The sequence below is a fragment of the Streptococcus sp. GMD1S genome, from assembly GCF_000296875.1.
In the GTDB taxonomy this organism is placed as follows: Bacteria; Bacillota; Bacilli; order Lactobacillales; family Streptococcaceae; genus Streptococcus.
This window is the reverse complement of sequence record NZ_AJQY01000019.1, coordinates 1-25686: the sequence shown is the minus strand read 5'-3', so window position 1 is coordinate 25686 and position 25686 is coordinate 1. Positions and strand designations below refer to the sequence as shown.

Genomic DNA, 25686 nt, shown 5'->3' with positions numbered 1-25686 from the left:
GGTTTTGATGGCTCCGGTTGATCTGGAGTTTTTACCGGTGGAGTTGGCTCATTTTCGTAGTTTGGTACTACTGGAGCTGGTTCCAGTGGTTTCTCTACTTCATAAGTAGGAGCTTGTGGTGCAGTTGGTTCTACTGGCGGAGTTGGTTTTTCTAATGTGATGGTTGGCAAATTAGTTGCTCGAACATTTCCGTTAATCGCAAACCAAATATTTGGCTTTTTGGGAGATAATTTCTCTGCTCTACGTGGATCATTCGCTGCAGGCTGTCCCAACACTTCTGAAGACGAAATTGTTCCGATAGTCATACTATTTGAAGGACCTGAGATTTCCACTGCTCCCGCACCATACCAAGAGTTTGGTGCATCTGCATTATCCCAACCAGAATCTGGTTGACTATTCTTATACATGGTGAAGCGGGAACCACCAACTCCTTTTTTGAAGTTTTCAGATTCTGTCGCATAAATTTGGCCGTTCTTTTCACCAACTGAAGAACCCGAAATTTTGATGAAATTCCCAGTATAATCTTTAGCCATCTCGATTGAGTTTGCTTCGCGGTTAAGAGACGCTACAGACATCAAGGCCTTGTCAAAATTAATAATTTGACCATCTTCATCATAGAATTGAAACTCAGTCTTAACGAAGAGAGAGGTAGCATCTTCTGTATTACCAGTATAAGCCGAAGCGAAAACCCCCATCGTTGGGTCTTTAAAAATTCCCAACCAAGCCTTATCATTGCGGAACTTGGAACTAGGATCAAGAGTATAAGTATAGACGATTTTAGAAACTTTTTTCCCTTGATAGTAAGTCCCCTGAAGATTCGTATAAGTTGCTGTTGCAGACTGACCTCGTTTCAGCAGGACTGAAGACCATTCAGTTGGTCCCTTACCACTTGTTACATTTGAATTGTACTCAGAATACTTACCGACTGTACCAAAGCTTTCCTGTTTGTTTGTCTGGTAGTTAGCATTTTGAATGTCTGTTACTTTAAAGTTATCCAACTGGAAGAGTTTATTGGCAAATTCTGCAGTATTCTTCACAGCTGCTTCCATGCCAGTATAGCTAACAAATTCACCAGTTGTAGTCAATGAAAGTTCAGCATTAGGCTCCGATTTGAAAATCAAACTTTGAGCACTTGGGCGACTCAAGTTTCCATCTTCATTCTTCTTTGATTCTGCTAAAGCCATAGCTGCCTTAATTTTAGCCTGCTCATCTTTATAAGCCTGCAACTTAGCCGGATACTCAGCCAACTCTTTCTTATATTTGGCAAGATCAGCTTCATACTGCTTCATCGCCGCTTCATAAGTTGCTTTTGCAGTTTCATTACGTTGTTTAATCGCTTCATTTTCAGCTTGAAGCGCTGCATTTTTTACCTTGTTGTCTTCAACAGCCTTCTCATAAGCTGCTTTAGCATCAGCATTTGCCTTTTGAACGCGAGCTAGTTCTGTCTGATAAGCCGCTAACTTAGTTTGATAGTCTGTTTCGTTAGCTGCATTCGCTTGTTTGACTGCTGCCAAGTCTTTTTCGTATTGTGCTATTTTAGCCTCATAAGTTGCCTTGGCTGTTTCATTTCGTTGCTTAATCGCTTCATTTTCAGCTTGGATAGCATTGTTTTTAGCTGTGTTTTCTTCAACAGCCTTCTCATAAGCAGCTTTAGCATCAGAATTAGCCTTTTGAACACGTGCCAATTCTGTTTGATAAGCTGCTAATTTAGCTTGATAATCAGCATCATTATCCTCTTTAGCTTTCTTAATAGCTGCAAGATCTGCTTCATACTGCTTCATCGCGGCTTCATAATTCGCTTTGGCAGTTTCATTACGTTGCTTAATCGCTTCATTTTCAGCTTTAAGCGCTTCGTTTTTCGCAGTGTTTTCTTTTACTGCTTTATCATAAGCCTCTTTAGCTTCAGCATTAGCTTTTTGTACTCGAGCTAATTCTGTCTGGTAAGCTGAAAGTTTATTTTGATAATCCTGTTGACTATCTTCATTTGCTTTTTTGACAGTTGCTAAATCTTTTTGATATTGTGCTAGCTTAGCCTCATATTCTGCTTTAGCTGTTGCATTGGCAGTGTTGATTTTTTCAACTTCTTCTTGATGACTTTTTAGATCTTTTTGATACTTGTCATCCGCTGCTTTGTTTTCAGCATTGATTTTATCTGTTTCAGCCTGATGAGCTGAAACATCTTTTTTATACGCTTCAGTTGTTTTCTTTACTTCTTCAGCCTGTTTAGCATAGTCGCTTTTAATCTCATCTTGTTTTTGAGCATTCTCTGTAGCAGTTGTGGCTGTTCCTTTGTCTTTTGTTTCATCTTGAACTACCTTAACTCCTGCAGATTTTGCATCAGCAACTGCTTTATCCAAATCAGCTGATGATACTTCTACTGGCAAAGCTGAGTCTTTAGAACCAGCCTTAGCTTGGCTTGCTTTGGCAACTTGGCTCATTTCACCCTGAGCTTCAGGTAGATTTGTGGCTGGGTTCCCTGTAGTAGCTACCTCAACTGTACTTGTACTAGTTGTCTCTGTAACTTCATCAGCAAATACTGCTTTGTCTGCAAAAGCAATCAAAGCAGTTCCTAAAACAGCACCACACAACGTTTTCGCAACTTTGCTTTTACGAAATCCATAGACTTCTTTTTTATTTTTCATTATAATCCTTTTCCTTATCTAAATTTAGTCGTTACTTTTTATACTAGCACTTTACAAGGCAGGATGCAAATATTTACTCTTTTTTTATTTATAGAAAAATTCCACCTATTTATAAATTAAATTAAAAAGAAGATGGTCACACCATCTTCCTTTAGTTAAACTATTTATTTTTCAGTCAAAGCTGCAAGTCCTGGCAATACTTTACCTTCAAGGAGTTCCATTGATGCTCCACCACCAGTAGAGATCCATGAGAACTTGTCTGCACGGCCAAGGTTGATGGCTGCAGCAGCTGAGTCACCACCACCGATGATTGATTTCACGCCTGGTTGTTTCACGATAGCGTCCATTACACCGATTGTACCAGCTTGGAAGTCTGGGTTTTCAAATACACCCATTGGTCCGTTCCAAACAACTGTTTTGGCACCAGTCAAAGCTTCGTCAAATTTAGCGATAGATTTTGGACCGATGTCAAGACCAAGGAAACCTGGGTCAACTGCTTCACCTTCAGTATCTTTCACTTCAGTGTAGTCAGCAAATGCGTTTGCTTCTTTTGAGTCAACTGGCAAGATCAATTTGCCGTTTGCTTTTTCAAGAAGAGCTTTAGCGACATCCAATTTGTCTTCTTCAACAAGTGAGTTACCGATTTCGATACCTTGTGCTTTGTAGAATGTGTAAGTCATCCCACCACCGATAAGGACTTTATCAGCTTTTTCAAGCAAGTTTTCGATAACACCGATCTTGTCTGAAACTTTTGAACCACCAAGGATAGCCACGAATGGACGTTCTGGAGCTTCAACTGCTTCTTGGATGTAGGCAATCTCGTTTTCAAGAAGGAAACCAGCAACTGCTTTTTCAACGTTTGCTGAGATACCAACGTTAGATGCGTGTGCACGGTGAGCTGTACCGAATGCATCGTTTACGAAGATACCATCTCCAAGTGATGCCCAGTATTTACCAAGTTCAGGATCGTTTTTAGATTCTTTCTTGCCGTCAACATCTTCGAAACGAGTGTTTTCAACCAAGAGAACTTGTCCATCTTCAAGAGCGTTAACAGCGGCTTCCAATTCAGCACCACGTGTAACACCTGGGATAAATTTAACTTCTTGTCCCAATTTAGTAGCCAAGTCAGCAGCTACAGGAGCAAGTGATTTACCTTCTTTGTCTGCTTCTTCTTTTACACGTCCAAGGTGAGAGAAGAGGATTGCACGTCCACCTTGTTCAAGGATGTACTTGATAGTTGGAAGAGCTGCAGTGATACGGTTGTCATTGGTAATCACGCCATCTTTAACAGGTACGTTGAAGTCAACACGAACGAGAACTTTTTTCCCTTTCAAGTCAACGTCTTTAACAGTCAATTTTGCCATTAGATATGACTCCTTCTTTTTTTATACGTGTTAATTATATCACAAAATCAGCAAAAGAGATAGAAAAACCCTAAACTTTTCTTGTTCATTCTTCTATCTACTAACCTAAAAATCTAGGATTACCGTACGGGAAATGGCAATTTTCACATAATTCGGTTGGAATAATTTAGGTAAATTTCTTGATTGATCTACCTAATTACTTCTATACCATTCTTTTTCTAACATTTTAATCCTTAATATTCTAAACTCTACAGTCCTTCTTTTTGAATTGCTAGGTTTCTTATTATACAATATAACTAAAATAGTTTCTTTAGTTTGTGCTATTTGAGATTAAAAGAAGGGGAATTGCTACCATGAAATTAGAAAGACTAATCTATATTTTACTGTCTCTTTTAAATAAGAAGAGAATAACAGCTAAAGAGATTGCAGAGAGATTTGAAATATCTACTCGAACTGTATATAGGGACATGGATACACTCAGTTTAGCGGGGATCCCAATCTATTCGGAACGTGGAGATAAGGGAGGTTTCTATATACCGAGCGACTATAAGATAGACAGAAACTTTTTCACTGAGGAGGAGAGACAGTTTATCATTAATATGAGCCAAAATGTTAGTAAAATCGTTGGCCATTCAAGTCTTGACAGTATCGAACACAAGCTGTCTTCTCAAGAAATTACAAGAGCAAACAGTCCTTTTTACTTTGATCTCAGTTCCTGGACTCTTAATACAAATTATTTACTAGACATTGAGGAAGCGATACAATCTAAACAGATGATTTCTTTTTCTTACTATTCGAAAAAACAAGAGAAAAGTCAGCGAACAATTATCCCATACAGATTGATCTATAAACTGAATGCTTGGTATGTTATCGGTTACTGCTTAGAAAAATTAGATTTTCGTATTTTTAAATTAACTCGAATTCGAGAACTAGAACCAGTGGAGATAAAAGATAAATCATTCGATTATCCACGTTTATCTCAAGAAATGTTAGAGCTTTTTTTAAATCCCCCCAAAAATAAAGTGGAGGGGCAAAGAGAAGAAATCGAACTAGTTTTTACAAGATTTGCACTTCCAAAAATCTACGATCACTTCACGGAAGAAGAAATCAGAGTCGAGGACGAAATAATAAAAGTTCAGGCATTTAGAGCTTTAACTCCTTCATTTTTTGATTTACTATTAAGTTTTGGTTATCAAGTAAAGGTCGTATCCCCAAGTCACTTACAAAATCTACTGGTCAGTACTCTCAAAAAAAATCTTCAGCAATATGACAACCTGTAGTCATATTTCCTTTTGTATACTCTTAAGTGGGCAAAATATTTCGTGATATTCATCATAGCCCAATTATTTTACAGGAGGTTCCAAATGGATACAAAAACACTTGCAGAAAGCTATTTTACGGCAGTAAATGAGGGAGGCTGGGAAGATTTCGTAGCTGAAAACTTTGATTATGGCATGTGCGATAGTATAGAAATTCGACAAGGACGTGATGTTTATTTGCAAGGCGCAGGCCAATTCTATGCTTTAAGCCAGCATCTTGAAGTGAAGCAATTACTTGTTGATGGTCGAGCAGTCTCAGCTTTAAATCGCTACCGTCTACATTCTCCTCAAGGAAAAGAACTTGAACTGGATGTCGCAGAATTTCTGAAATTCGATGAATTTGATAAATTAGTTGCATCCAATATTTATTTCGACACCTATCGTTTCCAAAAATTTATCCAAGGAATTGAATAACAAAAATCTAGCTTCAAATTTACTCTTCAATTTCAAAACTAAAAACAAGGTCTAACTAATCTACAGTCAAACCTTGTTTTTTTATTTTTATGAGAAAATCCAAGATTCGTAAATCTGATTAGTCTTCTCTCCTCTTTTTAGAGAGCAAGCCGTAGCCACTCATTACTCCGAGAAGTCCCAGCGCTACTAGACTAGCATCTCTTGTCGCTCCCGTATTTGGCAGCTCTTTCGTTCCTACTTCAACAATTTCTGGAAGAGCTTCCTTGAGAACCTCAGTAGAATGAAGGGTGCGTTTGCCCTGAGCATCAACTTCTACAAAGCGACGAACATGGCCTTCAACTCCTACTTGTACTAGCTGACGTTGGCCTTTGAGAAGGGCTGCATTTGGTCGTTCTTGACGTTCGAAGGAAACTGTTCCCTCTTCAACTTCCAGTTTCGGAGTTTCTAGAACTAAATCTTTCACACCTTCAGCTGGTTGGTTGCTTGATAGAACTTTTGTTCCAACTTCGGTGATTTCTGGGATTGCTTCCTTGACTACCTCAGTCGAACGAAGAGTGCGTCTACCTTGGGTATCTACTGCTACAAAGTGGCGAACTTGACCTTCAACTCCAGCTTGCACAACACGGCGTTGTCCTTTGAGAAATTCGGAGTTTGGTCGCTCCTGACGTTCATAGGCTGTTGTTTCAGTTTCAATAACTAGTTCAGGGAGGGCCTCAACCGTCGGGGCCACTTCATTTGGATCCATGCTACCAACATGATGGCTTTCTTCTGCAGGAGCTAGTTTCTTATTCAGCTTTTCTTTCATTTCTGAAAAAGCTTGTGGAGTTGGCATCTCTGAAGCTAATAAAGTTTCTGCTTGTTCAATCAACTCAGCTTTAGGATCTTTTTCACGGACAGATTCGAGCAAACCTTCCAATTCTTCTCTAGCTGTCTGATAACGTTGATTTCCATCCAAGTCCGCTCCAGCTTGTTTCAATTCATTCAAGGCTTTATTGACTTCTTCTTGACTGGCATCATGGTTTTCTGCTACAGCTTTCGCTACATTGAGCTTCTCTACTAGTGCTGCTTGTTTGTCCTCGCTTGAGAAGGTGTAGGCAAGGGTTGACTGACGGCCTTGGGCAGCAGTAATTTCTTGTTTGAGGTACTCGTCGTTGACAGCTGCTTTTGGAGAAACCAAGACATCGAACTCAGCTGTGTGTCCCTTGTAATGCAAGGTCAAGGTTTGTCGTCCAGTCTTTTGAGCATCGTAGCCTGTAATTTCAACACCTTGATCTGTAAAGGCATGGCTTTCTTCTGTCTCATCATCATAGAGAACGCCGAAGCGACCTTCTGCAAGATCCAGTTGATCTCCTACTAGATAGTCTGTTTTCGGTTTCTGAGTAATGTACAAGCCTGCTACTTCTTTCGGCTTCCCTTCATCTTGACCAGTCACTTGTACTTTTAAGTCACCAGTAACCGAAAGTCCAAGGTAGCTGACTGTGAGCTTTTGTTCCCCTTTTTGATGAGCGTCGTATCCAGAAACAGTCACACCTGAGTGAGTAAGGTTAATCAGCTCATCGGCTTGTCCCCCTTCGTACTGAACACGGAGGGTTCCGCCTCTGAGGTCAAGTTTTTCTCCCTCTTTGTAAACTATCTTCTTAGGTCCTTTTTCAAGGCTAACTGCAGCAATTTTTCTCTCATCCTGCGGAATCGCTACAGCCAAGGTGTTACTGATTTCTTTGCCAGGTAGTTGGGTACGATAGTAGAGGAGAGTTGGTTGCTTGTCAAAGCCCAATGGTGCTGTTGCCAGGTCGCCACCAGTTTCAGACTTCAAGGTTGCAATTGGTGTTTGTGAATCTGCCTTGTCGTAAACGGTGATAGTTGCACCCGCTGGAACATCAGAGAAACCAAGTTGAACTTGGTGGTTTCCAAGTGAACGGGCAGCTACCTTAGCCATTGGAATATTTTGACTTTCTGTGTCCAAGGTTTCGTACATCTTCCAGTTGTAGATACGAATGGCCTTCCAAGGTGTCCCATTATCTGAAGTGATAACTTTTAGGCGCCAGTCTTGGGCAGTGATTGGTTTGTCAAGAGTGATATCTGTCACGTGTGCTTTGTTGCCACGGACTTCCTTAGCTAGTTTCCACTCACCATCTGTATCCTTGTAGTAAAGATCAAAGTCCTTGGTGTTCATCAAACCATCGTTGACAGACTCACCACCAGCTCCCGCATGATCCATGACCCATCTAACAACGGTACGTGACTTGGTCAAACGAATATCCACACTACCGCTCAACTGAGCTGAAGACCACTTGTCTGACAGACTTGTAATCGTACCATTCAACATGCCTTCGATGCCTTCCCCGCCTTCAGTATTCGGGAAAGTGCTACCAATAACCGTTGCCCCTGGAACAATATTTTCAGCCAAAGGTCTTGGGAGAGTTGTATCCTGAACAGTCATGCCCCAGTTGAATGACGCAGTTGCAGCCTCAGAACGGAGTCCATTTTTACCAACTGCAACGACTTTCAATTCCTGAGTCGTACCAGTCGCATTAGCAGAACGGCTAACTTTTGGCAAGTAGATGGTTGAAGCAGATGAACCCGTCAACAAACGCCAGTTGTCACCGTCTTTTTCATAGACTTCATAGAAATCTGCATCTTGGTTACCCGTAAATTGAACAACTGCTTCAGCTTCTTGAGCATTCTTAAGAGATTGTTTCACTACTGAGAGACCTGTAGGTGCTTGTGGCGCTTGGTGATTGTCCGAGATAGTTAATTGTCCTAGGTTGAACTGGTAATCTTTTACAGAACCTTCATGCTCGAAGAAGAGTTTGACTGCATAGATGGTTTTTCCAGCTAGTGAGCTAAGGTCAAATTCTTCATTCTTCCAGTCATCAGAGAGAGTCAGTTCTTTCCATGCAGCTGCATCCTCAAATTTGTAGTCTGGAGTCGTAGAGAAGGCCATATAAACTTTAGAGCCTTTTCCTCCCTTGTGGGCAACCCGAAGTTTGGTGTTTTCAGTTACTTCTAGTTTGGTAGAATACAAATTCACATCCTGGTCCGTCTTACCAGCTACATCACCTGAGAATTTAAGGGAGTTACCTCCATTATAGGCATCTGTAAAGTCATATTCTGCACGAAGTTTTTCCCCCGTTGAAGTCTGCCACCAGCGCCATGTTGGCAAGACACCTGAAACCGAACGGTAGTTCCACTCAGAATCCTTAGAAACTTTACCGTCTACAAACCACTTTCTACCATGGCCTGTATTAAAAGAGGTCGTGAAGGTTCGGCCAACTGCTGGTGTGCGGTCAGCAACTAAATTGGCAATCCCATACCACTCTTTGTCAGCTGGTTTTTGAGCCGTTGGATCTCCTTGGTAGCCTGTGAAGAAGATATCTTCGTTCTTGTGGTAGTCTTCGCCTGTTTTTCCTAGACTGGTAATCGTATCTGGTGCAAAAAGTCCAAGTGACAAACGCAACTTGCCTTTTTCATCTAAGAGGGCATCCCATTTGACTTTGGTCTTATAAGAGCCACCTTGTTGCAATTCCAAGCCTGCAAAGACATCATACTGGCTACGTTCTAGCCATTTTGCCATCTCTACGGAGTGGTCATTCTTTTCCTTGTTCCAGTTGAAATTGGCAAAAAATTGATCTGCAGGGACTTTGTCTCCTTCTTTTTGCATGAACTGGTAGTTGTAATCACCTAGACCATCTTCGTGGTAACGACCATATTTGTAGGTCATGGCATCGTACCAAGCATACTTGATTGGGTGGTTGACCTTAGCTGCATATTCTTTTGTATAGAGCATGAATTGGCGCATTTTTTCACCAAGAGGTGCTACCAATTCCCCCGTTGTTTCCTGATTAATGAAATATCCATCAAATCCATAGTACTTAGCAAGATCGACAAGTTTCCGTGCGATAGGGAAGGTGCCATCTGCATCTTGTTTCAAGGCAGCTGCAAATTTCTCTTGGTCGGCAATGCTATTTGACCAGTTGAAAAAGAGTGTTCCATAAACGGGAACTCCGTTGCGGTGCCCAGCATCAATGACATCTGGAGTTGGAACTAGACCTTCCCAGAAGACCATTGAATCCAAGTATTGCCAGTAATCAAAAGCGTAGGCCTTGAATTCCTCACCACCGACAGAAGCGTGGTCTTTAGCTTTTGAGTTGGTATTTGCTAGAGCTTGAACCTTGGCTCTTCTGCTTGCTTTTTCATTAACCAACTGGCCTCTATGGCGCTTGGCGAGTTCAACTGATGAACGGTTAATGGGATCATCCTCACGCGCACCCGGTTCCCATTTCAACAAATCCTCCCAAGTATCAAATTTGATTTCTTTTGGTCGGAGACTCTTTTCTTCATTTTTAGGAACGTCTGCTAGAGTCGGTTTGTCGGCTTTCTTCTCAGTCACTTGAGGAGCTTCCGCTGGTTTGACTTCTTCTTTTTCAGTTGGTTGAGCAGGTTTTTCAGTTTTATCTGTCAGAGCTGGCTTCGCTTCTTCTTTTTCATTAACCAGATCCGTTATTGCTGGAGTGTTTTCTGAAATTGGTTGCTCAGCTACTTTGTTTTCAGTTTCCTCTAATTGTTTTTCGAGAGCTGCAGTATCTGGATTAGTTGTCTCACTAGTACTTGTCGCTTTAGCGCTCGTATTTGCAGCTGTTTCAGGGACTGCGACTTGTTCGGCAAGAGCTGGACTCACAAATAGAGCTGAACCAATCATCAAGGAACAAGCCCCGATTGACAGCTTACGAATACTGTAACGGCAACGTTTTTCAAAAAATAGATTTTTCATCTTATCCTCCTAATAAAATATAAAGTAAGCGCTTTACTTTTTGATAAAAAGTAACTGTTCTCAGTGCACACTACCAGAACAGAATCATCTTCATTTTATCCTATATGAAAGCGATGTCAATCTATTTAACATAAAAACTATAACTAGGATAATAATCAGTAAAATTTGGACACAATCCTATAAATCATCTATCTTAAAGGGAATCTATCTCTCATTTTAAAAGAAAGTTCTTGTTTCTTATGAAAATTTCAGCTAAACACTTGTGAGATTTACTTTTATCCTTTAAAATAGAATAGGAGAAATTCCGTTATTATTTTTCGGAGGAAAAAGAAATGTCCATTAATTGGCAGGAAATTTTATTTCACTTTTTAGGAGGTCTAGGACTATTTTTATACAGTATCAAGACCATGGGAGACGGTTTGCAACAAGCTGCTGGAGATCGCCTTCGTTTTTACATTGACAAGTACACTAGCAATCCCTTTTTAGGCGTTCTAGTCGGAATCGTCGTGACTGCCCTGATTCAGTCAAGTACGGGGGTTACAGTTATCACGGTCGGACTGGTCAGCGCTAGTCTTCTCACTCTTAGACAGGCTATCGGAATTATCATGGGAGCCAACATCGGAACCACTGTTACTTCCTTTATCATCGGTTTCAAACTAGGCGAGTATGCTTTACCCTTGATTTTCCTTGGAACCATGTTCCTCTTCTTCACAAAAAACAGAACAGCAAACAATATCGGGCGCATCCTGTTTGGTGTAGGGGGAATCTTCTACGCTCTCAACCTCATCAGTGCCGGGATGAGTCCACTTAAAGATTTACCACAATTCAAGGAATATATGGTAACCTTGGGACAAAATCCTATTTTAGGAGTGGTAGCTGGTGCAGTGATTACCGTCCTCATCCAGGCATCTTCTGCAACTATCGGGATTTTGCAAGGTCTCTATGCAGGTGGGTTCCTTGACCTTAAAGGTTCACTACCAGTTCTTTTCGGAGATAATATCGGGACAACCCTAACAGTTATCATTGCGGCAGCTGGAGCCAATGTCTCTGCAAAGCGCGTTGCGGCAACCCACGTTACCTTTAACGTTTTAGGGACTATTCTTTGCTTAATCTTATTAGGCCCCTTTACTGCTATGATCGAGTACTTCCAGGCACTCCTTCACCTCTCACCTGAGATGACCATCGCCTTCTCGCACGGTGCCTTTAACGTAAGTAACACCATTGTACAATTTCCATTCATCGGAGCCTTGGCCTACTTTGTAACCAAGCTCATCCCTGGTGAAGACGAGGTTGTCAAGTACGAGCCTCTTTATCTCGACGAACAACTTATCCAGCAATCTCCTTCTATTGCCCTAGGAAATGCCAAAAAAGAACTCTTGCACTTGGGGAACTATGCAGCCAAAGCTTTTGACCTTTCTTATACCTATATCATCGGTTTGGATGCAAAGGTAGCTGAAAAAGGGCACAAGACAGAGGAAGCTATCAACACCATCGATGAAAAACTCACTCGTTACCTCATTCGACTCTCAAGCGAATCCTTGAGCCAAAAGGAAAGCGAAGTCTTGACCAACATTCTGGATTCATCTCGTGATTTGGAACGAATTGGGGACCACGCAGAAGGCTTGCTCAACCTAACAGACTACCTTCAACGTAAGAATGTTCAATTTTCTGATGCTGCTTTAGAGGAATTAGCTGAGATTTATCAAGCAACAACTGCATTTATCAAGGATGCCCTTGATAGTGTGGAAAACAATGATATTGAAAAAGCTCAGAGTCTGATTGAACGTCATAAAGAAATCAACAATATGGAACGCGTTCTCAGAAAGACCCACATCAAACGCCTTAACAAGGGTGAGTGTTCTACACAAGCTGGAGTCAACTTTATCGACATCATTTCCCACTACACTCGTGTGTCTGACCATGCTATGAACCTAGCCGAAAAGGTCATTGCTGAACAAATCTAATAACCTAAAAGCTATCCTGAATGGGATGGCTTTTTTCGTCTCCTAATTAAGAATTTCTTTTGAAACATATAAAAAATACTTTGATTCACAATGGAATCAAAGCATTTTAAAGAGTTCTCCAAACATGATAGCAGAAACTGCAGTGCCCCTATACTTGGCTTCTTCTCTTTTGATAAAGCGCGCCAAGTTGATCAACTCAGGTGCTGGGTGTTTGGGATTGATGAGCAATTCACGGGTGACCAGTCCTGAAAGTCGGACTGCTAGTAATTGCTCATTTGTAGTGGGTAGTTTTTTAGCAGTCTCTAGGAGAGCAGCAACTAAATCTTCACTCAAGCCCTGACGAGCATGGTTGTAGAGATCTCTTATAAGGCTTTCTAGGTTTGGTTCTGCCATCCCGACCACCTCCCTTATGCTTAATAATGTTTAATCAAATCAACCGTTGAACGATCCAATTTTTTCACCAAGGCTTGCAAGAAAGCTTGAGCTTCTAGGAAGTCATCCATCGCGTAGAGAGTTTGGTGAGAGTGGATATAACGAGCGCAGACACCGATGGTTGTTGATGGGACACCACCATTTTTCAGATGAGCTGCTCCAGCGTCTGTTCCACCTTTTCCACAGTAGTATTGGTACTTGATACCTGCTTCTTCAGCCGTTGTCAAAAGGAAATCCTTCATACCTGGGAGGAGCAAGTGACCTGGATCGTAGAAGCGAATCAAAGTTCCGTCCCCAATTTTGCCTTGACCACCATAAACATCACCAGCAGGTGAACAGTCAACAGCTAGGAAAACTTCTGGATCAAACTTAGTTGTAGAAGTATGAGCGCCACGAAGACCAACTTCTTCTTGGACGTTCGAGCCAAGGTAGAGTTCATTTCCGAGTTTTTGACCTGACAAGGCTTCTGCTAGCTCGCTTACCATGAGAACACCGTAGCGGTTGTCCCAAGCTTTTGAGATGATATTTTTTTCATTGGCTGTCAAGATAGCAGAGCTATCAGGGACAATGGTGTCACCTGGACGGATACCAAAGCTTTCTGCCTCAGCCTTGTCCGCAAAACCACCATCAAAAATGATATCTGAAATAGCTGGCATGGTTGGCCCACCTGTTCCACGTGTCAAATGTGGAGGAACAGAACCTGAGATCACGGGAATTTCACGACCGTCACGAGTAAAGAGTTTAAAGCGTTGACTGCTGACCACCATAGGGTTCCAGCCACCGATTTCAACCACACGGAAGGTTCCATCTGGCTTAATCTCGCTGACCATAAAACCAACTTCGTCCATGTGAGAAGCGACTAAGACGCGTGGTGCATCCGCAGCTTCTGAATGCTTGATACCGAAAATACCACCTAAGCCATCTGTCACCACTTCATCCACGTGTGGTGTCAACTTTTCACGAAGATAAGTCCGGACAGGCGCTTCATGACCTGAGATTGCAGCAAGCTCTGTTACTTCTTTGATTTTTGAAAATAATGTTGTCATATCAGTTCCTTCTTTCTGTCCTCCATTTTACCACTTTTTATAGGAGAAGGATAGTGGGAAGGTGGATTGGTTTTTACTCAGTTTTCCAATAAAAGAGAGGGGCAGATGTAATTTCAGAAATTTTTCTTTCTTTTTACATTAAATTGTCAGAAAATTTATTGACAGATTAAAAAAATCGTGTTACATTATCTCCAAGGGTATTTTTATACCAAATCTACATGAAAGGACGGGGCATGAAACTCTCTCATATTTTAACAGGCTTACTTCTACTCCTGGTCTTTCTCTCCATTACCATTGGAACCAGTGATTTTTCTTGGGAAAAATTCTTTGCTTTTGACCAACAGACCTGGCTTCTCTTTCAAGAGTCGCGTCTTCCAAGAACCATCAGTATTCTCCTTGCAGCCTCCAGTATGAGCATGGCAGGACTCCTCATGCAGACCATTACTCAAAATCAATTCGCTGCTCCAAGTACAGTCGGAACCACAGAAGCCGCTAAACTGGGAATGGTGTTAAGCCTCTTTGTCTTTCCGTCTGCGAGTCTGACCCAAAAGATGCTCTTTGCTTTTGGCTCATCCATTTTATTTACCCTCTTTTTCCTGGCCTTTATGACTATTTTTTCTGTAAAGGAAAGGTGGATGTTGCCCTTGATCGGGATCATCTATAGTGGGATTATCGGTTCTGTCACAGAAGTTATCGCCTATCGTTTCAATCTGGTTCAGAGTATGACTGCTTGGACCCAGGGCTCCTTCTCCATGATTCAGACCCATCAGTATGAGTGGCTCTTCTTAGGCCTCATTATCCTGATAGCCGTTTGGAAATTCTCCCAAACCTTCACCATCATGAATCTGGGCAAGGAAACCAGTGAAAGTTTGGGGATTTCTTACTCTCTACTTGAAAAACTGGCCCTTTTTCTGGTGGCGCTAACGACAAGTGTCACCATGATTACCGTGGGTGCCTTGCCTTTTCTCGGAGTCATCGTTCCCAATCTTGTCCGCAAGCGCTATGGAGATAATCTGAGCCAAACTAAACTCATGGTCGCTCTGGTCGGAGCCAATATGGTTCTGGCCTGCGACATCCTCTCTCGAGTCTTGATTCGGCCCTATGAGCTGTCTGTCAGTCTCCTACTAGGAATCATCGGTAGCCTCGTCTTTATCCTACTTCTCTGGAGAGGGGGACAAAAAGATGCAGTTTAAAAGCAAACATACCAAGCTCTTCTGCCTTCTCATTATTCTGGCCATTGGAGCTTGTCTTCTCTACTTTTGGCCCATCACCCATCTATCTTCCTTTGCCTGGAAGCTACGTTCCCAAAAAATCATCGTTTATCTCTTGGTAGCCGTCGCGACAGGGATTTCGACCATTAGTTTTCAAACCCTGACGGAAAATCGCTTTCTGACGCCAAGTATTTTGGGAATCGAATCCTTCTATGTCTTGCTACAGACCCTGCTACTGATATTTGAAAGCAAATTTCTACAGCTTGGAAAGTCGCCTGTCTTAGAATTTCTAATCTTGCTTCTGCTTCAATCCCTCTTCTTTCTCGCCTTACAAGGCTACTTGAAGACGCTGATGAAGCAAGATCTGGTTTTCATTCTGCTAATCTGCCTAGCCCTGGGAAGTCTCTTTCGAAATATCAGTACCTTCCTCCAAGTCCTGATGGATCCAAATGAATACGATAAACTGCAGAACACTCTCTTTGCCTCCTTTCAGCATCTCAACACTTCCATCCTAGCCATCGGTTCTCTGATCATCCTTGCCTTGACAATCTTTTTCTTTCGAAAAGCAGTCGTTCTGGATGTCTTGCACCTGCAAAGAGAAACGGCTCAGATACTGGGACTCGATGTTGAAAAAGAACAGAGAGAACTCCTCTGGGGCATCGTGCTTTTGACCTCAACAGCGACTGCCTTGGTAGGACCTATGGCCTTCTTCGGCTTTATGCTAGCCAATCTCACTTACCTGATTGTCAAAGATTATCGGCACAAGTTGCTCTTTATCGTAGCCATTCTGATTGGATTTATTAGTTTGACCTTGGGGCAAGCCCTCATCGAACGAGTCTTTGCGCTGGAAATTCGCATCAGCATGATCATCGAGAGTGTGGGTGGTCTCTTATTCTTTATCTTACTTTACAGGAGGGCACGTCAGTGAAACTGGAAAACATTGACAAATCCATTCAAAAACAGGATATTTTGCAAGACATTTCCCTTGAAGTCAGTCCTCAGAAACTGACAGCCTTCATTGGTCCAAACGGCGCCGGGAAATCAACTCTTCTCTCCATCATGAGCAGACTGACCAAGAAAGATCAGGGGATTCTCAGTATTAAAGGCCGGGAAATCGAAAGCTGGAATTCCCAAGAACTGGCCAAAGAACTCACCATCCTAAAGCAGAAGATTAATTACCAAGCCAAATTGACTGTAGAAGAACTGGTCAGCTTTGGACGTTTTCCCTACAGTCGTGGTCGACTGAGGGCGGAAGACTGGGAAAAAATTCGAGAAACCCTTGACTATCTGGAACTGACCAACTTAAAAGACCGCTACATCGATAGTCTGTCTGGCGGACAACTCCAACGTGTCTTTATCGCTATGGTACTAGCCCAGGATACAGACTTTATCTTGCTGGACGAACCGCTTAACAATCTCGATATCAAGCAAAGTGTCAGCATGATGCAGATCCTTCGGCGACTGGTGGAGGAACTTGGCAAAACCATTATCATCGTCCTCCACGATATCAACATGGCTAGCCAATATGCGGATGAAATTGTTGCCTTTAAGGACGGTCAAGTCTTTTGCAAGGGAACGACTGCTCAAATCATGCAGGCTGACCTGCTCAGTCAACTTTATGAGATTCCCATCACACTGGCTGATATCAATGGCAAAAAGATCTGTATCTATAGCTAGCTATTCTGAACTCATGTTAGAGAACCCTCTGTCTCTTAGCTAACAAACCTATTTAAGAGACCCCCTACATCGTTACTATATTTTAAAAAGGAGAAATCATGAAAACATCCCTTAAACTTTATCTCACTGCCCTAGCGGCTAGCTTCTTGCTCTTACTTGGTGCATGTAGTACAAATACAAATTCAAGCAATAGCCAGACAGAGACAAGTAGCTCTGCTCCAACAGAGATAACCATTAAAAGTTCACTAGATGAGGTCAAACTTTCAAAGGTTCCTGAAAAGATTGTGACCTTTGACCTCGGTGCTGCGGATACTATTCGCGCTTTAGGTTTTGAAAAGAATATCGTCGGAATGCCTACAAAAACTGTTCCGACTTACCTAAAAGATCTTACAGGAAATGTCAACAATGTGGGTTCCATGGTTGAGCCAGACCTAGAAGCCATTGCTGCTCTTGAGCCGGATTTGATTATCGCTTCTCCACGTACCCAAAAATTCGTAGACAAGTTCAAAGAAATTGCTCCAACCGTTCTCTTCCAAGCAAGTAAGGACGACTACTGGACTTCTACCAAGACCAACATCGAATCCCTTGCAAGCGCCTTTGGTGAAACAGGCACTCAGAAAGCCAAGCAAGAATTGGCTAACCTAGATAAGAGCATCCAAGAAGTCGCTACTAAAAACGAAAGTTCTGACAAAAAAGCCCTTGCTATCCTCCTCAATGAAGGAAAAATGGCTGCCTTTGGTGCCCAATCTCGTTTCTCTTTCTTGTATCAAACCTTAAAATTCAAGCCAACTGACACCAAATTTGAAGACTCTCGCCACGGACAAGAAGTCAGCTTTGAAAGTGTCAAAGAAATCAATCCTGACATCCTCTTTGTCATCAACCGTACCCTTGCCATTGGTGGGGACAACTCAAGCAACGATGGCGTCCTAGAAAATGCCCTCATCGCTGAAACTCCTGCTGCTAAAAATGGTAAAATCATCCAACTAACACCAGACCTCTGGTATCTAAGCGGAGGCGGACTTGAATCAACTAAACTCATGATTGAAGACGCTCAAAAAGCTTTGAAATAAACAAGAAAACCCAACATCAGGTGATGTTGGGTTATTTTTTTTCTTGATTTCGTCTGAGGGAAAAGTGATCTGGGACGGGGTCCTTACCTGTTTTCGACCAGGGGTGGCAACGTAAAATCCGAGCCAAGCCCATCAGAACACCCTTGAAGCCATGTTTTTCAATAGCCTGAATCATGTAGTTGGAACAAGTCGGCTCAAAGCGACAAGAGGGGGGAAAGGCTGGGGAGATAAAACGTTGGTAAAAGCGTACTGGCGCTATTAAGATGCGTTTCATTATTTCTTGGTTACAGCCATAGTGTGTAGTTGGCTGATTTCTTTTTTATTAAGGCGACGGGATTCTCCCGGACGAAGACCTGTCAAGTCTAGGTGTCCAAAACGTGTCCGCGACAACTTATCCACTTGAAGACCGACGGCTTCAAACATCTTTTTAACCTGATGGTTGCGTCCTTCATGGATAGTCAACTGCACTACTGAGCGATTTTTGACTGGATCCACTTTGAGAATTTCATATACAGCTGGCTTAGTTTTCTTGCCATCAATCTCAAGTCCACGGGTCAAGGGACGGAGATTTTCTTTGTTGGCCACACCTTTAACACGCGCGACATAGACCTTATCAATCTCATTACGGGGGTGAATCATCTCATCCGTAAAATCACCATCATTGGTCAAAATCAAGACACCTGATGTATCCCAGTCCAAACGTCCAACTGGGTAAATCCGTTCTTTTACATTGGGCAAGAGGTCTACAACAGTCTTGCGGCCCTTGTCGTCTGTCACACTGGAAATCACTCCGCGTGGTTTGTTAAGCAAATAGTAGACCTTTTCTTCGTTGTAGATGGGCTGGCCTTCCACTTCGACCTTGTCACCAGACTTGATGGTCGTTGCGAGTTCACGCACCACTTGACCGTTAACTGTCACCAAACCTTGCTTGATCAACTCTTCTGCTTTTCTCCTACTGGCCACACCTGCGTGGGCAATATACTTATTGATTCTCATCTTCTTCTATCCTTTCACCAAATAATTGGCTTTCTTGGGCTTGAATCTCAAGCTCATCAATCACTGGTAATTCTTCTAAATGGTTAATCCCCATGTAATCTAGAAAATAATCCGTAGTCACATAGAGATTAGGGCGACCCAAAACTTCTTTTTTCCCATCTTCTCGTATCAAGTCAAAGGCCTGCAACTTCGCCAAGGCCCCACTCGAGTTAACCCCACGGATAGCATCAATCTCAATTCGGGTAATCGGTTGCTTGTAGGCAATGATGGACAAGGTCTCAAGGGCCGCCCGAGATAAACTCTGGTTGATGGGCGCCTTGGAGTATTCCTTCAAAATCGCTGCAAATTGAGGCTTGGTCACCAATCTGTAAGCGCCCCCTGTCTCAATCAGGGACAAGCTAGACTCTTGGTCTTTTTCATACTTTTGGGCTAATTTTTCTAAACTCTGCTGGATGCCTGTCGGGGGAAGCGATAGGAGTTCAGCCAACTGACGGACTCGAATCCCATCTTCACCTGCTACAAACAAGAGCGCTTCTATTTCTGCTAAAGTACTCATCTTTCCTCTCTATCAAGTCTAGCTTTGTGCCTCTTGACTTTCTTCCTTCTTTTCCATGAGATAGATATCTCCGAAACTCTCCTCTTGCACGAGGATCAGTTCCTGGGTTTTGATTAACTCTAGGGTTGCCAAAAAGAGGGTAATAACCTCTTGAACATTCTGGGCTTCCTTGAACAAATCCTGCAAACGCAACTGATCTCGTCCTGACAAGGACTCTTTTACGATGATCATCATGTCCTCAATCTTATACTCATCCCGCAAGATGGTCGTGTGATTCTGTGCGAACTCCTCTTTTTTCTTGGCTAGGATATTTGAAAATGCCAAAAAGAGGTCAATGGTCGTCCTATCATGCACAAGCTCCGCATCTTCGTAGATCAACTCTGTCGGCGCTTTGGAATAGTACTGAGCCCGATCTTGGTGCTTAGCCTCCAAGTGCTCACCCAAGAGTTTAAACTTGCGGTATTCTTCGATTTGGGAGAGAAGGTCTTGCTCCAGGTCACCCTCTAAGTCTGTCACTTCTGCTACCTTTGGCAAGAGCTTGCGGCTCTTGATCAGCATGAGCTGACTGGCCATGACCATGTACTCACCAGTCACTTCCAGACGCATGGCCTGCAGGGTTGAGACATAGGCTAGGTACTGTTCGATGACTTCTGTAATAGGCACATCGTAGATATCCATCTGGTACTTAGAAACCAAGTGCAAGAGCAGGTCCAGTGGCCCTTCAAAATCTTTTAATTTAATATCCATTATCTATATTTTTCTAAGGTCAGGACTGTTTTTAATCCTAATTTTTTTGCAATTTCGTACAAATCAACCTTGTTTTCTATTTGTCTTAGAATAAACTGTTCCCGCAAGGCTTGGGCTGATAAGGTGGGGAAACCTTTCTCCTTGACAAAGGACTCCAGCTGACGAAAGGCCCATTGGCGAGAATAGGCTTTCCCTGCCCTTTCAAAGAGATAGGTCTGCCCCATCAAGGGTTCTAGCTCTGGAGTCAAGATCGTGGGTATGGTGACAATTCTCTGTTGGGAAGCCTTGCTGATTCGCAACACCTGAAAATCCAGATTGATATCTGCAACCTTAAGGGCTAAAATCTCACTAGGCAAGAGCCCTAGCTCCAAGATAAGAAGCGCCAGCAAGCGTCCTTCTGTATAATTACTTTCCTGCCAAAAAGAGTCTAGGTCTAGAATCTCTGGTTTTTCAGTCTTCTTTTCAGCTTGTTTGGCTAATTCCAAACGATAAAAACTGTCCACTTCTTCTTTTCGATAGAGAAAGTAGAGAAATTGGTTACAGGCCGAAAGTTTTCGCTTCTGGGCGCTGATTTTTAGATTGGCTAGCTGGCCTTGGTAAATCTTGAGACTAGTTTCAGAGATCCGCTCACCCACAATGTCTAAAAATTGCTCTAGATCATACTTATAGGACTGCTTGGAATTGGCAGACAAGCCCTGTTTTTCCTCTAAAAAGGCTGAAATCCTATCTCTCATTTGCATCGAATCTCATATTCCTTACTAAAGTCATGTAAGAGAGCATTGACAGCCTTGAGGATAGACTTGCGCGTGATGATTCCTTGAAAAATCCCTTCACCATCTACGACTGGTAAGAAAGGTTCATCTACCAGTTTATGGAGGACCTCTGTGATGTTATAGTCTGGAGCGACAACTGCCACATCCGTCTTGGTCATATTGACGATGTCTGTCGTTGCCATCTGCTCATCCGTCAAACCTTGCTCCATTTGATAAGCCAAAATGTCTCTCAGACCAATGGTTCCGACAAAGCGTTTGTCAAAGGTCACAACAGGGATACGGGTATAGGTAATTTGGCTCAGCACCAAAATTGCATGATCAGCATTATGGGTATCAATCAAGGCTGCTAGATTCTCAGCAGGGGTAAGAAAAGTCTCTTCCTGCTCCAATAAAAATGCTTCAAATTCCTTGGCAATCATCGAGTAAACTCCTTGGACAAGCCCGGATAAACCTCATGATCACGTGTCAAAAAGTCTACTTTGAAATAGCTGTCATCAATCTCCACACGGGCATAGAGGCATTCTCTAATAGTTCCTCGTGGTTGGCTGATGGAGCCTGGATTTAGAAAAAGAGTCTTTCCTTCCATCCAAGCATTTGGCACATGCAAGTGACCATAGAGACAGATATCGGCATCTTCTTCCTGAGCCCAGTAGTCCAACTTTTGAAAATTGAAATTGATGTCAAACAAGTGTCCATGCGTCTGTATGATCTTGGTGGGACCAAGTTGAGTCACCAAACGTTCTGGGTAGCCAGCATAAAAGTCCATATTTCCTTTGACGACATGGATGCCCTCCCAAAGCGGAGAGTCTGGACGGAGTTCTGAGTCACCATCGTGAAAAATGGCATCAACTTTACCCAGATAGCGGTCACGGATTTCTTCCACAATCAAGCTATCTCCGTGGGAGTCACTCATTACAATGATGGTTTGCTTTGCCATGATGGAAATACCTCCAAAAGTTTCTTAACGGCTAAGGCGCGGTGAGATTGGCTATTTTTTTCTTCAAGGGTTAATTCAGCTGCTGACTTACCTGTCTCTCCCACAAGGAAAAGCGGGTCATAGCCAAAGCCATTTTCCCCCTTGGGTTCAAAGTTGATATAACCTGGCCAGTCAGCTTCGACAACCAAGCTTTCCTTGTTTGGACTAGCTACGACTAGGGTTGTATGGAATTGAGCTGAGCGGTCCTTGAATTCAAAGACCATGGCCAATTCGTGCAAGAGTTTGGCATTGTTTTCACGATCAGTTGCTCCTACACCAGCGAATCGCGCTGACCAGACTCCTGGCAAACCGCCAAGGACATCGACTTTGAGACCTGAGTCATCTGCCAAAACCATCTTTCCTGTTAATTGGGAAATAGTTTCTGCTTTAAGTCGAGCATTTTCTTCAAAGGTCATACCTGTTTCAGCTACTTCAGGCAGATCTGGATAGTCATTGAGATTTTCCACATCGTAGCCTAACTTGTCAAAGATAGCTCGGAATTCCTTGGTCTTGCCCTCGTTACGAGTCGCAATGAGCAGAGTTTCTCTAACCTTGCTAGTTTCAAAGAAGGCTTCTACATCGACTCCTTCTTTAGGCAATTCAACATGCAAAAGCTTTCCATCTTCAACCAAGAGCAGAGCTCCCTGACGTTGGATGACTTCTAGATTACGGCCTGCTTCTGCATTTAAAATCTCAACGATAAAGGAGAGCAGACGAAAGTTAGAAGACCAGCGCATCACCGTTATCGTAATCGGAAAGCCGTTTTCCTCGTCACGAAAAATCCGCGCTAAATCCATAAAATCAAGCTCGAGAGGATCTTTGATAAGGCTATAGATGTCTCCATAGACATCCCATACACCGACATACCAGTCCTGGTCATCCTTGTATTCATAAATTTTATTTGTCATAAAGTTACATGCTCCACATGAATCTCTTTTTCCAGCCATTCTGCTCCAATCTGGGCAAAACTTTGGCTATTGGCTGTTGTGTAAAAACGATGTTGAAGAGGTCCCGCATCTCGGCTACGGTTGATTTCAAAATAGTTAAGCAAAACCGAGATATCCCGTACACACTCTGCCCCACTATCGATGAGCTGAACCTTTGGTCCCATGACATTTTGGATGATAGGGCGAAGGAGTGGGTAATGGGTACAACCCAAAATCAGGCTATCCACCTTGCCGACCAAGGGACGCAGAGTTTCATAGACCACTTTCTTAGTAACACTGGTTGACAGGGCACCAGACTCCACCAAGGGAGCAAGCTTGGGACAGGCCAAACTCTCCACCTGTAAATCCGGATCCAGATCATGGATTTTCTGACGGTAGATGTCTGATTGGACCGTCATGGGTGTTCCAATGACCCCGATTTTCCCACCTTGACTGGACTTGATAGCTGCCGAAGCTCCTGGCAAAATCACACCTAGGACAGGAATGTCTAGTTGGGCCTTGATTTCTTCCCAAACGACCGCAGTCGCAGTGTTACAAGCTATGACAATCATTTTGACATCCTTGGTCAAGAGAAAGTTGACCAACTGCCAAGTATATTCACGAATTTGCTCAGCAGGACGGGGACCATAGGGCGCCCGTGCCGAATCTCCAATATAGACGATTTCTTCATGGGGAAGCTGGCGCATGAGCTCACGAACAACGGTTAAGCCCCCGACACCCGAATCCAAAAAACCAATTGGTCGATTATCCATACAGTCTTCTTTCTAGTCTTTTTTCTGATTGATAGTTCATCATAATTACTCGTCCTAAATGAACGGATAGACAGCTTGATAGAATGGCAACTGCCTCTCTCTTAATCATAATCAAATATCAATAGAATGCAAGGAAAAAGTCTTATCCTTGAGAACTATTGAACATAGTGAGAAGTCTGGAACTTTCATCCCAGACTTTTCCTATTTATTTCTTTTTGTTCTTAGCAAGGGCTGCTTTTTGTTGGCGGATGATTTGGTGGTAAACTTGTTGTACCTTGGCTTCGCTTGGTTTTTGACCATTTGCACTCAAGAGAGCACGAACTGCGTCAGCGTTCAAACGTGGGTTGTCAGCATATTTTTTTTCGATTTGCTTACGAGCCAAGTAAATCCCTCCAAGAGCTCCCCCTAGAAAAGCTAGCACAATCAAGACAATTGCTAAAAGTAAATCCATTCTTTTTCTCCTGTTTCTTTTTGAGTCTTCTATATTATACCATAAAGTGACTTTCCTGACTAGTTTGTTTTACGCTTTCAAGAGGGGGGTAAGCCAATTCTAAGCTAGTCTTACAATCAGATTGAACTATGAAATTACGAATAATTTCACCCTTTCCTCTCTTTCTTCTACTTTTTTAAGGAAAAACAACAGCAAATATGTATCTTGCTAAAAAGCTCTTGACAAATGCTAAACGACCATTAGAATGGGAGGTAAGGAGATAAATAGAAACAAAATAAACGAAACTGCTTCATGAAATGTAAGCGGTTTCTAACAAACAAAGGAGGGTTTTATGAAAAAACACTTTTGGGAGAAATCCTGTCGCTATAGCATCCGTAAACTAACGGTTGGGACTGCTTCTGTTTTGCTGGGAGCTGTTTTTCTAGTCAACCACACTGTAGCTGCAGACAGTGTTGAGGTTAAGCAAACTGAACCAACCTCTGTCGAAGCTATCACTAAGCCTGATAGTGAGCCTAAAGCAGCTGAAACTACTGAAACTACAAATCCGTCTCTAGCAGAAAGTCCAGTAGTTTCCGAAAGCAAACCAGCTAACGAAACTCAGACGACAAATAGCCAAACTAGTTCTGATGCCATTGTAGAAGCTAAAGAAAATAAGGAACCTGAAAAAGCAGAGCAGCCAGTGACAAAGCAAGAAAACTATCAACTCAACTACGATCAGCCAACAGCTCCCTCCTATGATGGATGGGAAAAACAAGCCCTTCCTGTCGGAAATGGAGATATGGGAGCCAAGGTTTTCGGTCTCATTGGGGAAGAGAGAATCCAGTACAACGAAAAGACTCTCTGGTCAGGAGGTCCCCAACCCGACAGTAGCGACTATAATGGAGGGAACTACAAGGATCGCTACAAGGTCTTGGCGGAGATTCGTAAAGCTCTAGAAGATGGAGACCGCCAAAAAGCCAAACAACTGGCTGAACAAAATCTAGTCGGACCAAACAACGCCCAATATGGTCGTTACCTAGCCTTTGGTGATATTTTTATGGTCTTCAATAACCAGAAAAAGGGGTTGGATACAGTAACAGATTATCACCGTGGTTTAGATATCACAGAAGCTACTACGACCACTTCTTACACCCAAGATGGGACGACCTTCAAACGCGAAACCTTCTCCAGCTATCCTGATGATGTCACTGTGACCCACTTGACCAAAAAAGGAAACAAGACGCTTGACTTTACCCTTTGGAACAGCTTGACAGAGGACTTGCTTGCTAATGGTGACTACTCTTGGGAATATTCCAACTATAAGAACGGACATGTCACTACAGATGAACATGGGATCCTTCTAAAGGGGACTGTCAAAGATAACGGCCTTCAATTTGCATCCTATCTAGGAATTAAAACGGACGGAAAGGTGACTGTTCAGGACGAAACTCTAACCGTTACAGGCGCAAGTTATGCGACCCTCTATCTCAGTGCCAAGACTAACTTTGCTCAGAATCCAAAAACCAACTATCGAAAAGACATTGACCTCGAAAAAACAGTTAAAGGGATTGTCGAAGCAGCTAAGGCCAAAGACTACGA

General features: G+C 42.7%; 23 protein-coding genes. 8 read left to right on the top strand and 15 right to left on the bottom strand.

Features of this window, described 5'->3' with window-relative positions:
- Both GMD1S_RS04100 and pgk read right to left on the bottom strand, forming a co-directional pair.
- Positions 1 to 2642: antigen I/II family LPXTG-anchored adhesin (locus tag GMD1S_RS04100; protein WP_008278338.1), on the bottom strand; the 2642-nt coding region annotated here is incomplete at its 3' end.
- A gap of 164 nt (positions 2643 to 2806) precedes the next feature.
- Positions 2807 to 4006 carry a phosphoglycerate kinase gene (gene pgk, locus GMD1S_RS04095; protein WP_001096776.1) on the bottom strand — a complete coding sequence of 400 codons (1200 nt, stop codon included), beginning with the start codon at positions 4004 to 4006 and terminating at the stop codon, positions 2807 to 2809.
- A gap of 353 nt (positions 4007 to 4359) precedes the next feature.
- On the opposite strand from pgk, the gene GMD1S_RS04090 reads away from it, so the two are divergent.
- Positions 4360 to 5286: a helix-turn-helix transcriptional regulator gene (locus tag GMD1S_RS04090; RefSeq protein ID WP_000764443.1), complete on the top strand. Its 927-nt coding sequence runs from the start codon at positions 4360 to 4362 to the stop codon at positions 5284 to 5286.
- Positions 5287 to 5370: 84 nt separating this feature from the next.
- Positions 5371 to 5739 carry a hypothetical protein gene (locus GMD1S_RS04085; protein ID WP_002879744.1) on the top strand — a complete coding sequence of 123 codons (369 nt, stop codon included), beginning with the start codon at positions 5371 to 5373 and terminating at the stop codon, positions 5737 to 5739.
- A 118-nt stretch (positions 5740 to 5857) separates the two neighbouring features.
- Here the strand turns inward: GMD1S_RS04085 and GMD1S_RS04080 are convergent, their stop codons facing one another.
- On the bottom strand, positions 5858 to 10510 hold the full coding sequence (locus GMD1S_RS04080) for an endo-beta-N-acetylglucosaminidase (RefSeq protein WP_000792776.1): 4653 nt from the start codon (positions 10508 to 10510) through the stop codon (positions 5858 to 5860).
- A gap of 332 nt (positions 10511 to 10842) precedes the next feature.
- Between GMD1S_RS04080 and GMD1S_RS04075 the strand changes: the two genes are divergently transcribed.
- Entirely contained in the window at positions 10843 to 12474 is a 1632-nt protein-coding gene (locus tag GMD1S_RS04075) for a Na/Pi cotransporter family protein (RefSeq protein ID WP_000026660.1), read from the top strand.
- Between the two features lie 96 nt (positions 12475 to 12570).
- On the opposite strand, the gene GMD1S_RS04070 is transcribed toward GMD1S_RS04075, so the two are convergent.
- On the bottom strand, positions 12571 to 12867 hold the full coding sequence (locus GMD1S_RS04070) for a bacteriocin immunity protein (protein WP_000840146.1): 297 nt from the start codon (positions 12865 to 12867) through the stop codon (positions 12571 to 12573).
- A gap of 20 nt (positions 12868 to 12887) precedes the next feature.
- Positions 12888 to 13952 (bottom strand): glutamyl aminopeptidase, encoded by a 1065-nt coding sequence (pepA, locus tag GMD1S_RS04065; RefSeq protein WP_000209181.1) that lies wholly within the window; start codon positions 13950 to 13952, stop codon positions 12888 to 12890.
- A 233-nt stretch (positions 13953 to 14185) separates the two neighbouring features.
- Here pepA and GMD1S_RS04060 point away from each other — a divergent pair, with 233 nt between their 5' ends.
- The 4 genes from GMD1S_RS04060 to GMD1S_RS04045 all read left to right on the top strand — a co-directional run bounded on the left by GMD1S_RS04060 (position 14186) and on the right by GMD1S_RS04045 (position 17910).
- Entirely contained in the window at positions 14186 to 15145 is a 960-nt protein-coding gene (locus GMD1S_RS04060) for an ABC transporter permease (RefSeq protein WP_000777218.1), read from the top strand.
- Positions 15135 to 16091 carry an iron chelate uptake ABC transporter family permease subunit gene (locus tag GMD1S_RS04055; protein WP_001159839.1) on the top strand — a complete coding sequence of 319 codons (957 nt, stop codon included), beginning with the start codon at positions 15135 to 15137 and terminating at the stop codon, positions 16089 to 16091. Before GMD1S_RS04060 ends, GMD1S_RS04055 begins: the two co-directional genes overlap by 11 nt.
- Positions 16088 to 16840 carry an iron ABC transporter ATP-binding protein gene (locus GMD1S_RS04050; RefSeq protein ID WP_000764285.1) on the top strand — a complete coding sequence of 251 codons (753 nt, stop codon included), beginning with the start codon at positions 16088 to 16090 and terminating at the stop codon, positions 16838 to 16840. The genes GMD1S_RS04055 and GMD1S_RS04050 overlap by 4 nt, the downstream gene beginning before the upstream one ends.
- A 98-nt stretch (positions 16841 to 16938) precedes the next feature.
- Entirely contained in the window at positions 16939 to 17910 is a 972-nt protein-coding gene (locus GMD1S_RS04045; protein ID WP_000858272.1) for a siderophore ABC transporter substrate-binding protein, read from the top strand.
- A gap of 31 nt (positions 17911 to 17941) precedes the next feature.
- Here the strand turns inward: GMD1S_RS04045 and yidD are convergent, their stop codons facing one another.
- The 10 genes from yidD to GMD1S_RS03995 form a co-directional block, all read right to left on the bottom strand.
- Positions 17942 to 18184: a membrane protein insertion efficiency factor YidD gene (gene yidD, locus GMD1S_RS04040; RefSeq protein WP_000821627.1), complete on the bottom strand. Its 243-nt coding sequence runs from the start codon at positions 18182 to 18184 to the stop codon at positions 17942 to 17944.
- The gene (locus GMD1S_RS04035; protein WP_001222230.1) at positions 18184 to 18906 is read right to left on the bottom strand and encodes a pseudouridine synthase; all 723 of its coding nucleotides are present in this window, start codon (positions 18904 to 18906) and stop codon (positions 18184 to 18186) included. The genes yidD and GMD1S_RS04035 overlap by 1 nt, the downstream gene beginning before the upstream one ends.
- Positions 18893 to 19462 carry an SMC-Scp complex subunit ScpB gene (scpB, locus tag GMD1S_RS04030; protein WP_000105288.1) on the bottom strand — a complete coding sequence of 190 codons (570 nt, stop codon included), beginning with the start codon at positions 19460 to 19462 and terminating at the stop codon, positions 18893 to 18895. The genes GMD1S_RS04035 and scpB overlap by 14 nt, the downstream gene beginning before the upstream one ends.
- Positions 19463 to 19480: 18 nt before the next feature.
- Positions 19481 to 20209, bottom strand: a complete 729-nt coding sequence (locus GMD1S_RS04025) for a segregation/condensation protein A (RefSeq protein WP_000351903.1) — start codon at positions 20207 to 20209, stop codon at positions 19481 to 19483.
- Positions 20209 to 20943 (bottom strand): site-specific tyrosine recombinase XerD, encoded by a 735-nt coding sequence (xerD, locus tag GMD1S_RS04020; protein ID WP_337460030.1) that lies wholly within the window; start codon positions 20941 to 20943, stop codon positions 20209 to 20211. The genes GMD1S_RS04025 and xerD overlap by 1 nt, the downstream gene beginning before the upstream one ends.
- Entirely contained in the window at positions 20940 to 21401 is a 462-nt protein-coding gene (gene cbpB / locus GMD1S_RS04015; RefSeq protein WP_000560697.1) for a cyclic-di-AMP-binding protein CbpB, read from the bottom strand. The genes xerD and cbpB overlap by 4 nt, the downstream gene beginning before the upstream one ends.
- A complete protein-coding gene (locus GMD1S_RS04010; RefSeq protein WP_001118940.1) occupies positions 21398 to 21919 on the bottom strand; it encodes a metallophosphoesterase in 522 nt (173 codons plus the stop codon). The genes cbpB and GMD1S_RS04010 overlap by 4 nt, the downstream gene beginning before the upstream one ends.
- Positions 21895 to 22866: a nucleoside-triphosphate diphosphatase gene (locus GMD1S_RS04005; RefSeq protein ID WP_000182425.1), complete on the bottom strand. Its 972-nt coding sequence runs from the start codon at positions 22864 to 22866 to the stop codon at positions 21895 to 21897. The genes GMD1S_RS04010 and GMD1S_RS04005 overlap by 25 nt, the downstream gene beginning before the upstream one ends.
- Positions 22863 to 23657 (bottom strand): glutamate racemase, encoded by a 795-nt coding sequence (racE, locus tag GMD1S_RS04000; protein ID WP_000370381.1) that lies wholly within the window; start codon positions 23655 to 23657, stop codon positions 22863 to 22865. Before racE ends, GMD1S_RS04005 begins: the two co-directional genes overlap by 4 nt.
- A 205-nt stretch (positions 23658 to 23862) precedes the next feature.
- The gene (locus GMD1S_RS03995; RefSeq protein ID WP_000364984.1) at positions 23863 to 24108 is read right to left on the bottom strand and encodes a YneF family protein; all 246 of its coding nucleotides are present in this window, start codon (positions 24106 to 24108) and stop codon (positions 23863 to 23865) included.
- A 331-nt stretch (positions 24109 to 24439) separates the two neighbouring features.
- Here GMD1S_RS03995 and GMD1S_RS03990 point away from each other — a divergent pair.
- Positions 24440 to 25686 (top strand): glycoside hydrolase N-terminal domain-containing protein (locus GMD1S_RS03990; RefSeq protein WP_000716129.1); only part of this gene is annotated, 1247 nt, incomplete at its 3' end.

Excerpts from the sequence above, each read along its gene's own strand:
- pgk (WP_001096776.1), bottom strand. The coding sequence starts at position 4,006 with ATGGCAAAATTGACTGTTAAAGACGTTGACTTGAAAGGGAAAAAAGTT.
- GMD1S_RS04090 (WP_000764443.1), top strand. The coding sequence starts at position 4,360 with ATGAAATTAGAAAGACTAATCTATATTTTACTGTCTCTTTTAAATAAG.
- GMD1S_RS04085 (WP_002879744.1), top strand. The coding sequence starts at position 5,371 with ATGGATACAAAAACACTTGCAGAAAGCTATTTTACGGCAGTAAATGAG.
- GMD1S_RS04080 (WP_000792776.1), bottom strand. The coding sequence starts at position 10,510 with ATGAAAAATCTATTTTTTGAAAAACGTTGCCGTTACAGTATTCGTAAG.
- GMD1S_RS04075 (WP_000026660.1), top strand. The coding sequence starts at position 10,843 with ATGTCCATTAATTGGCAGGAAATTTTATTTCACTTTTTAGGAGGTCTA.
- GMD1S_RS04070 (WP_000840146.1), bottom strand. The coding sequence starts at position 12,867 with ATGGCAGAACCAAACCTAGAAAGCCTTATAAGAGATCTCTACAACCAT.
- pepA (WP_000209181.1), bottom strand. The coding sequence starts at position 13,952 with ATGACAACATTATTTTCAAAAATCAAAGAAGTAACAGAGCTTGCTGCA.
- GMD1S_RS04060 (WP_000777218.1), top strand. The coding sequence starts at position 14,186 with ATGAAACTCTCTCATATTTTAACAGGCTTACTTCTACTCCTGGTCTTT.
- GMD1S_RS04055 (WP_001159839.1), top strand. The coding sequence starts at position 15,135 with ATGCAGTTTAAAAGCAAACATACCAAGCTCTTCTGCCTTCTCATTATT.
- GMD1S_RS04045 (WP_000858272.1), top strand. The coding sequence starts at position 16,939 with ATGAAAACATCCCTTAAACTTTATCTCACTGCCCTAGCGGCTAGCTTC.
- yidD (WP_000821627.1), bottom strand. The coding sequence starts at position 18,184 with ATGAAACGCATCTTAATAGCGCCAGTACGCTTTTACCAACGTTTTATC.
- GMD1S_RS04035 (WP_001222230.1), bottom strand. The coding sequence starts at position 18,906 with ATGAGAATCAATAAGTATATTGCCCACGCAGGTGTGGCCAGTAGGAGA.
- scpB (WP_000105288.1), bottom strand. The coding sequence starts at position 19,462 with ATGAGTACTTTAGCAGAAATAGAAGCGCTCTTGTTTGTAGCAGGTGAA.
- GMD1S_RS04025 (WP_000351903.1), bottom strand. The coding sequence starts at position 20,209 with ATGGATATTAAATTAAAAGATTTTGAAGGGCCACTGGACCTGCTCTTG.
- xerD (WP_337460030.1), bottom strand. The coding sequence starts at position 20,943 with ATGAGAGATAGGATTTCAGCCTTTTTAGAGGAAAAACAGGGCTTGTCT.
- cbpB (WP_000560697.1), bottom strand. The coding sequence starts at position 21,401 with ATGATTGCCAAGGAATTTGAAGCATTTTTATTGGAGCAGGAAGAGACT.
- GMD1S_RS04010 (WP_001118940.1), bottom strand. The coding sequence starts at position 21,919 with ATGGCAAAGCAAACCATCATTGTAATGAGTGACTCCCACGGAGATAGC.
- GMD1S_RS04005 (WP_000182425.1), bottom strand. The coding sequence starts at position 22,866 with ATGACAAATAAAATTTATGAATACAAGGATGACCAGGACTGGTATGTC.
- racE (WP_000370381.1), bottom strand. The coding sequence starts at position 23,657 with ATGGATAATCGACCAATTGGTTTTTTGGATTCGGGTGTCGGGGGCTTA.
- GMD1S_RS03995 (WP_000364984.1), bottom strand. The coding sequence starts at position 24,108 with ATGGATTTACTTTTAGCAATTGTCTTGATTGTGCTAGCTTTTCTAGGG.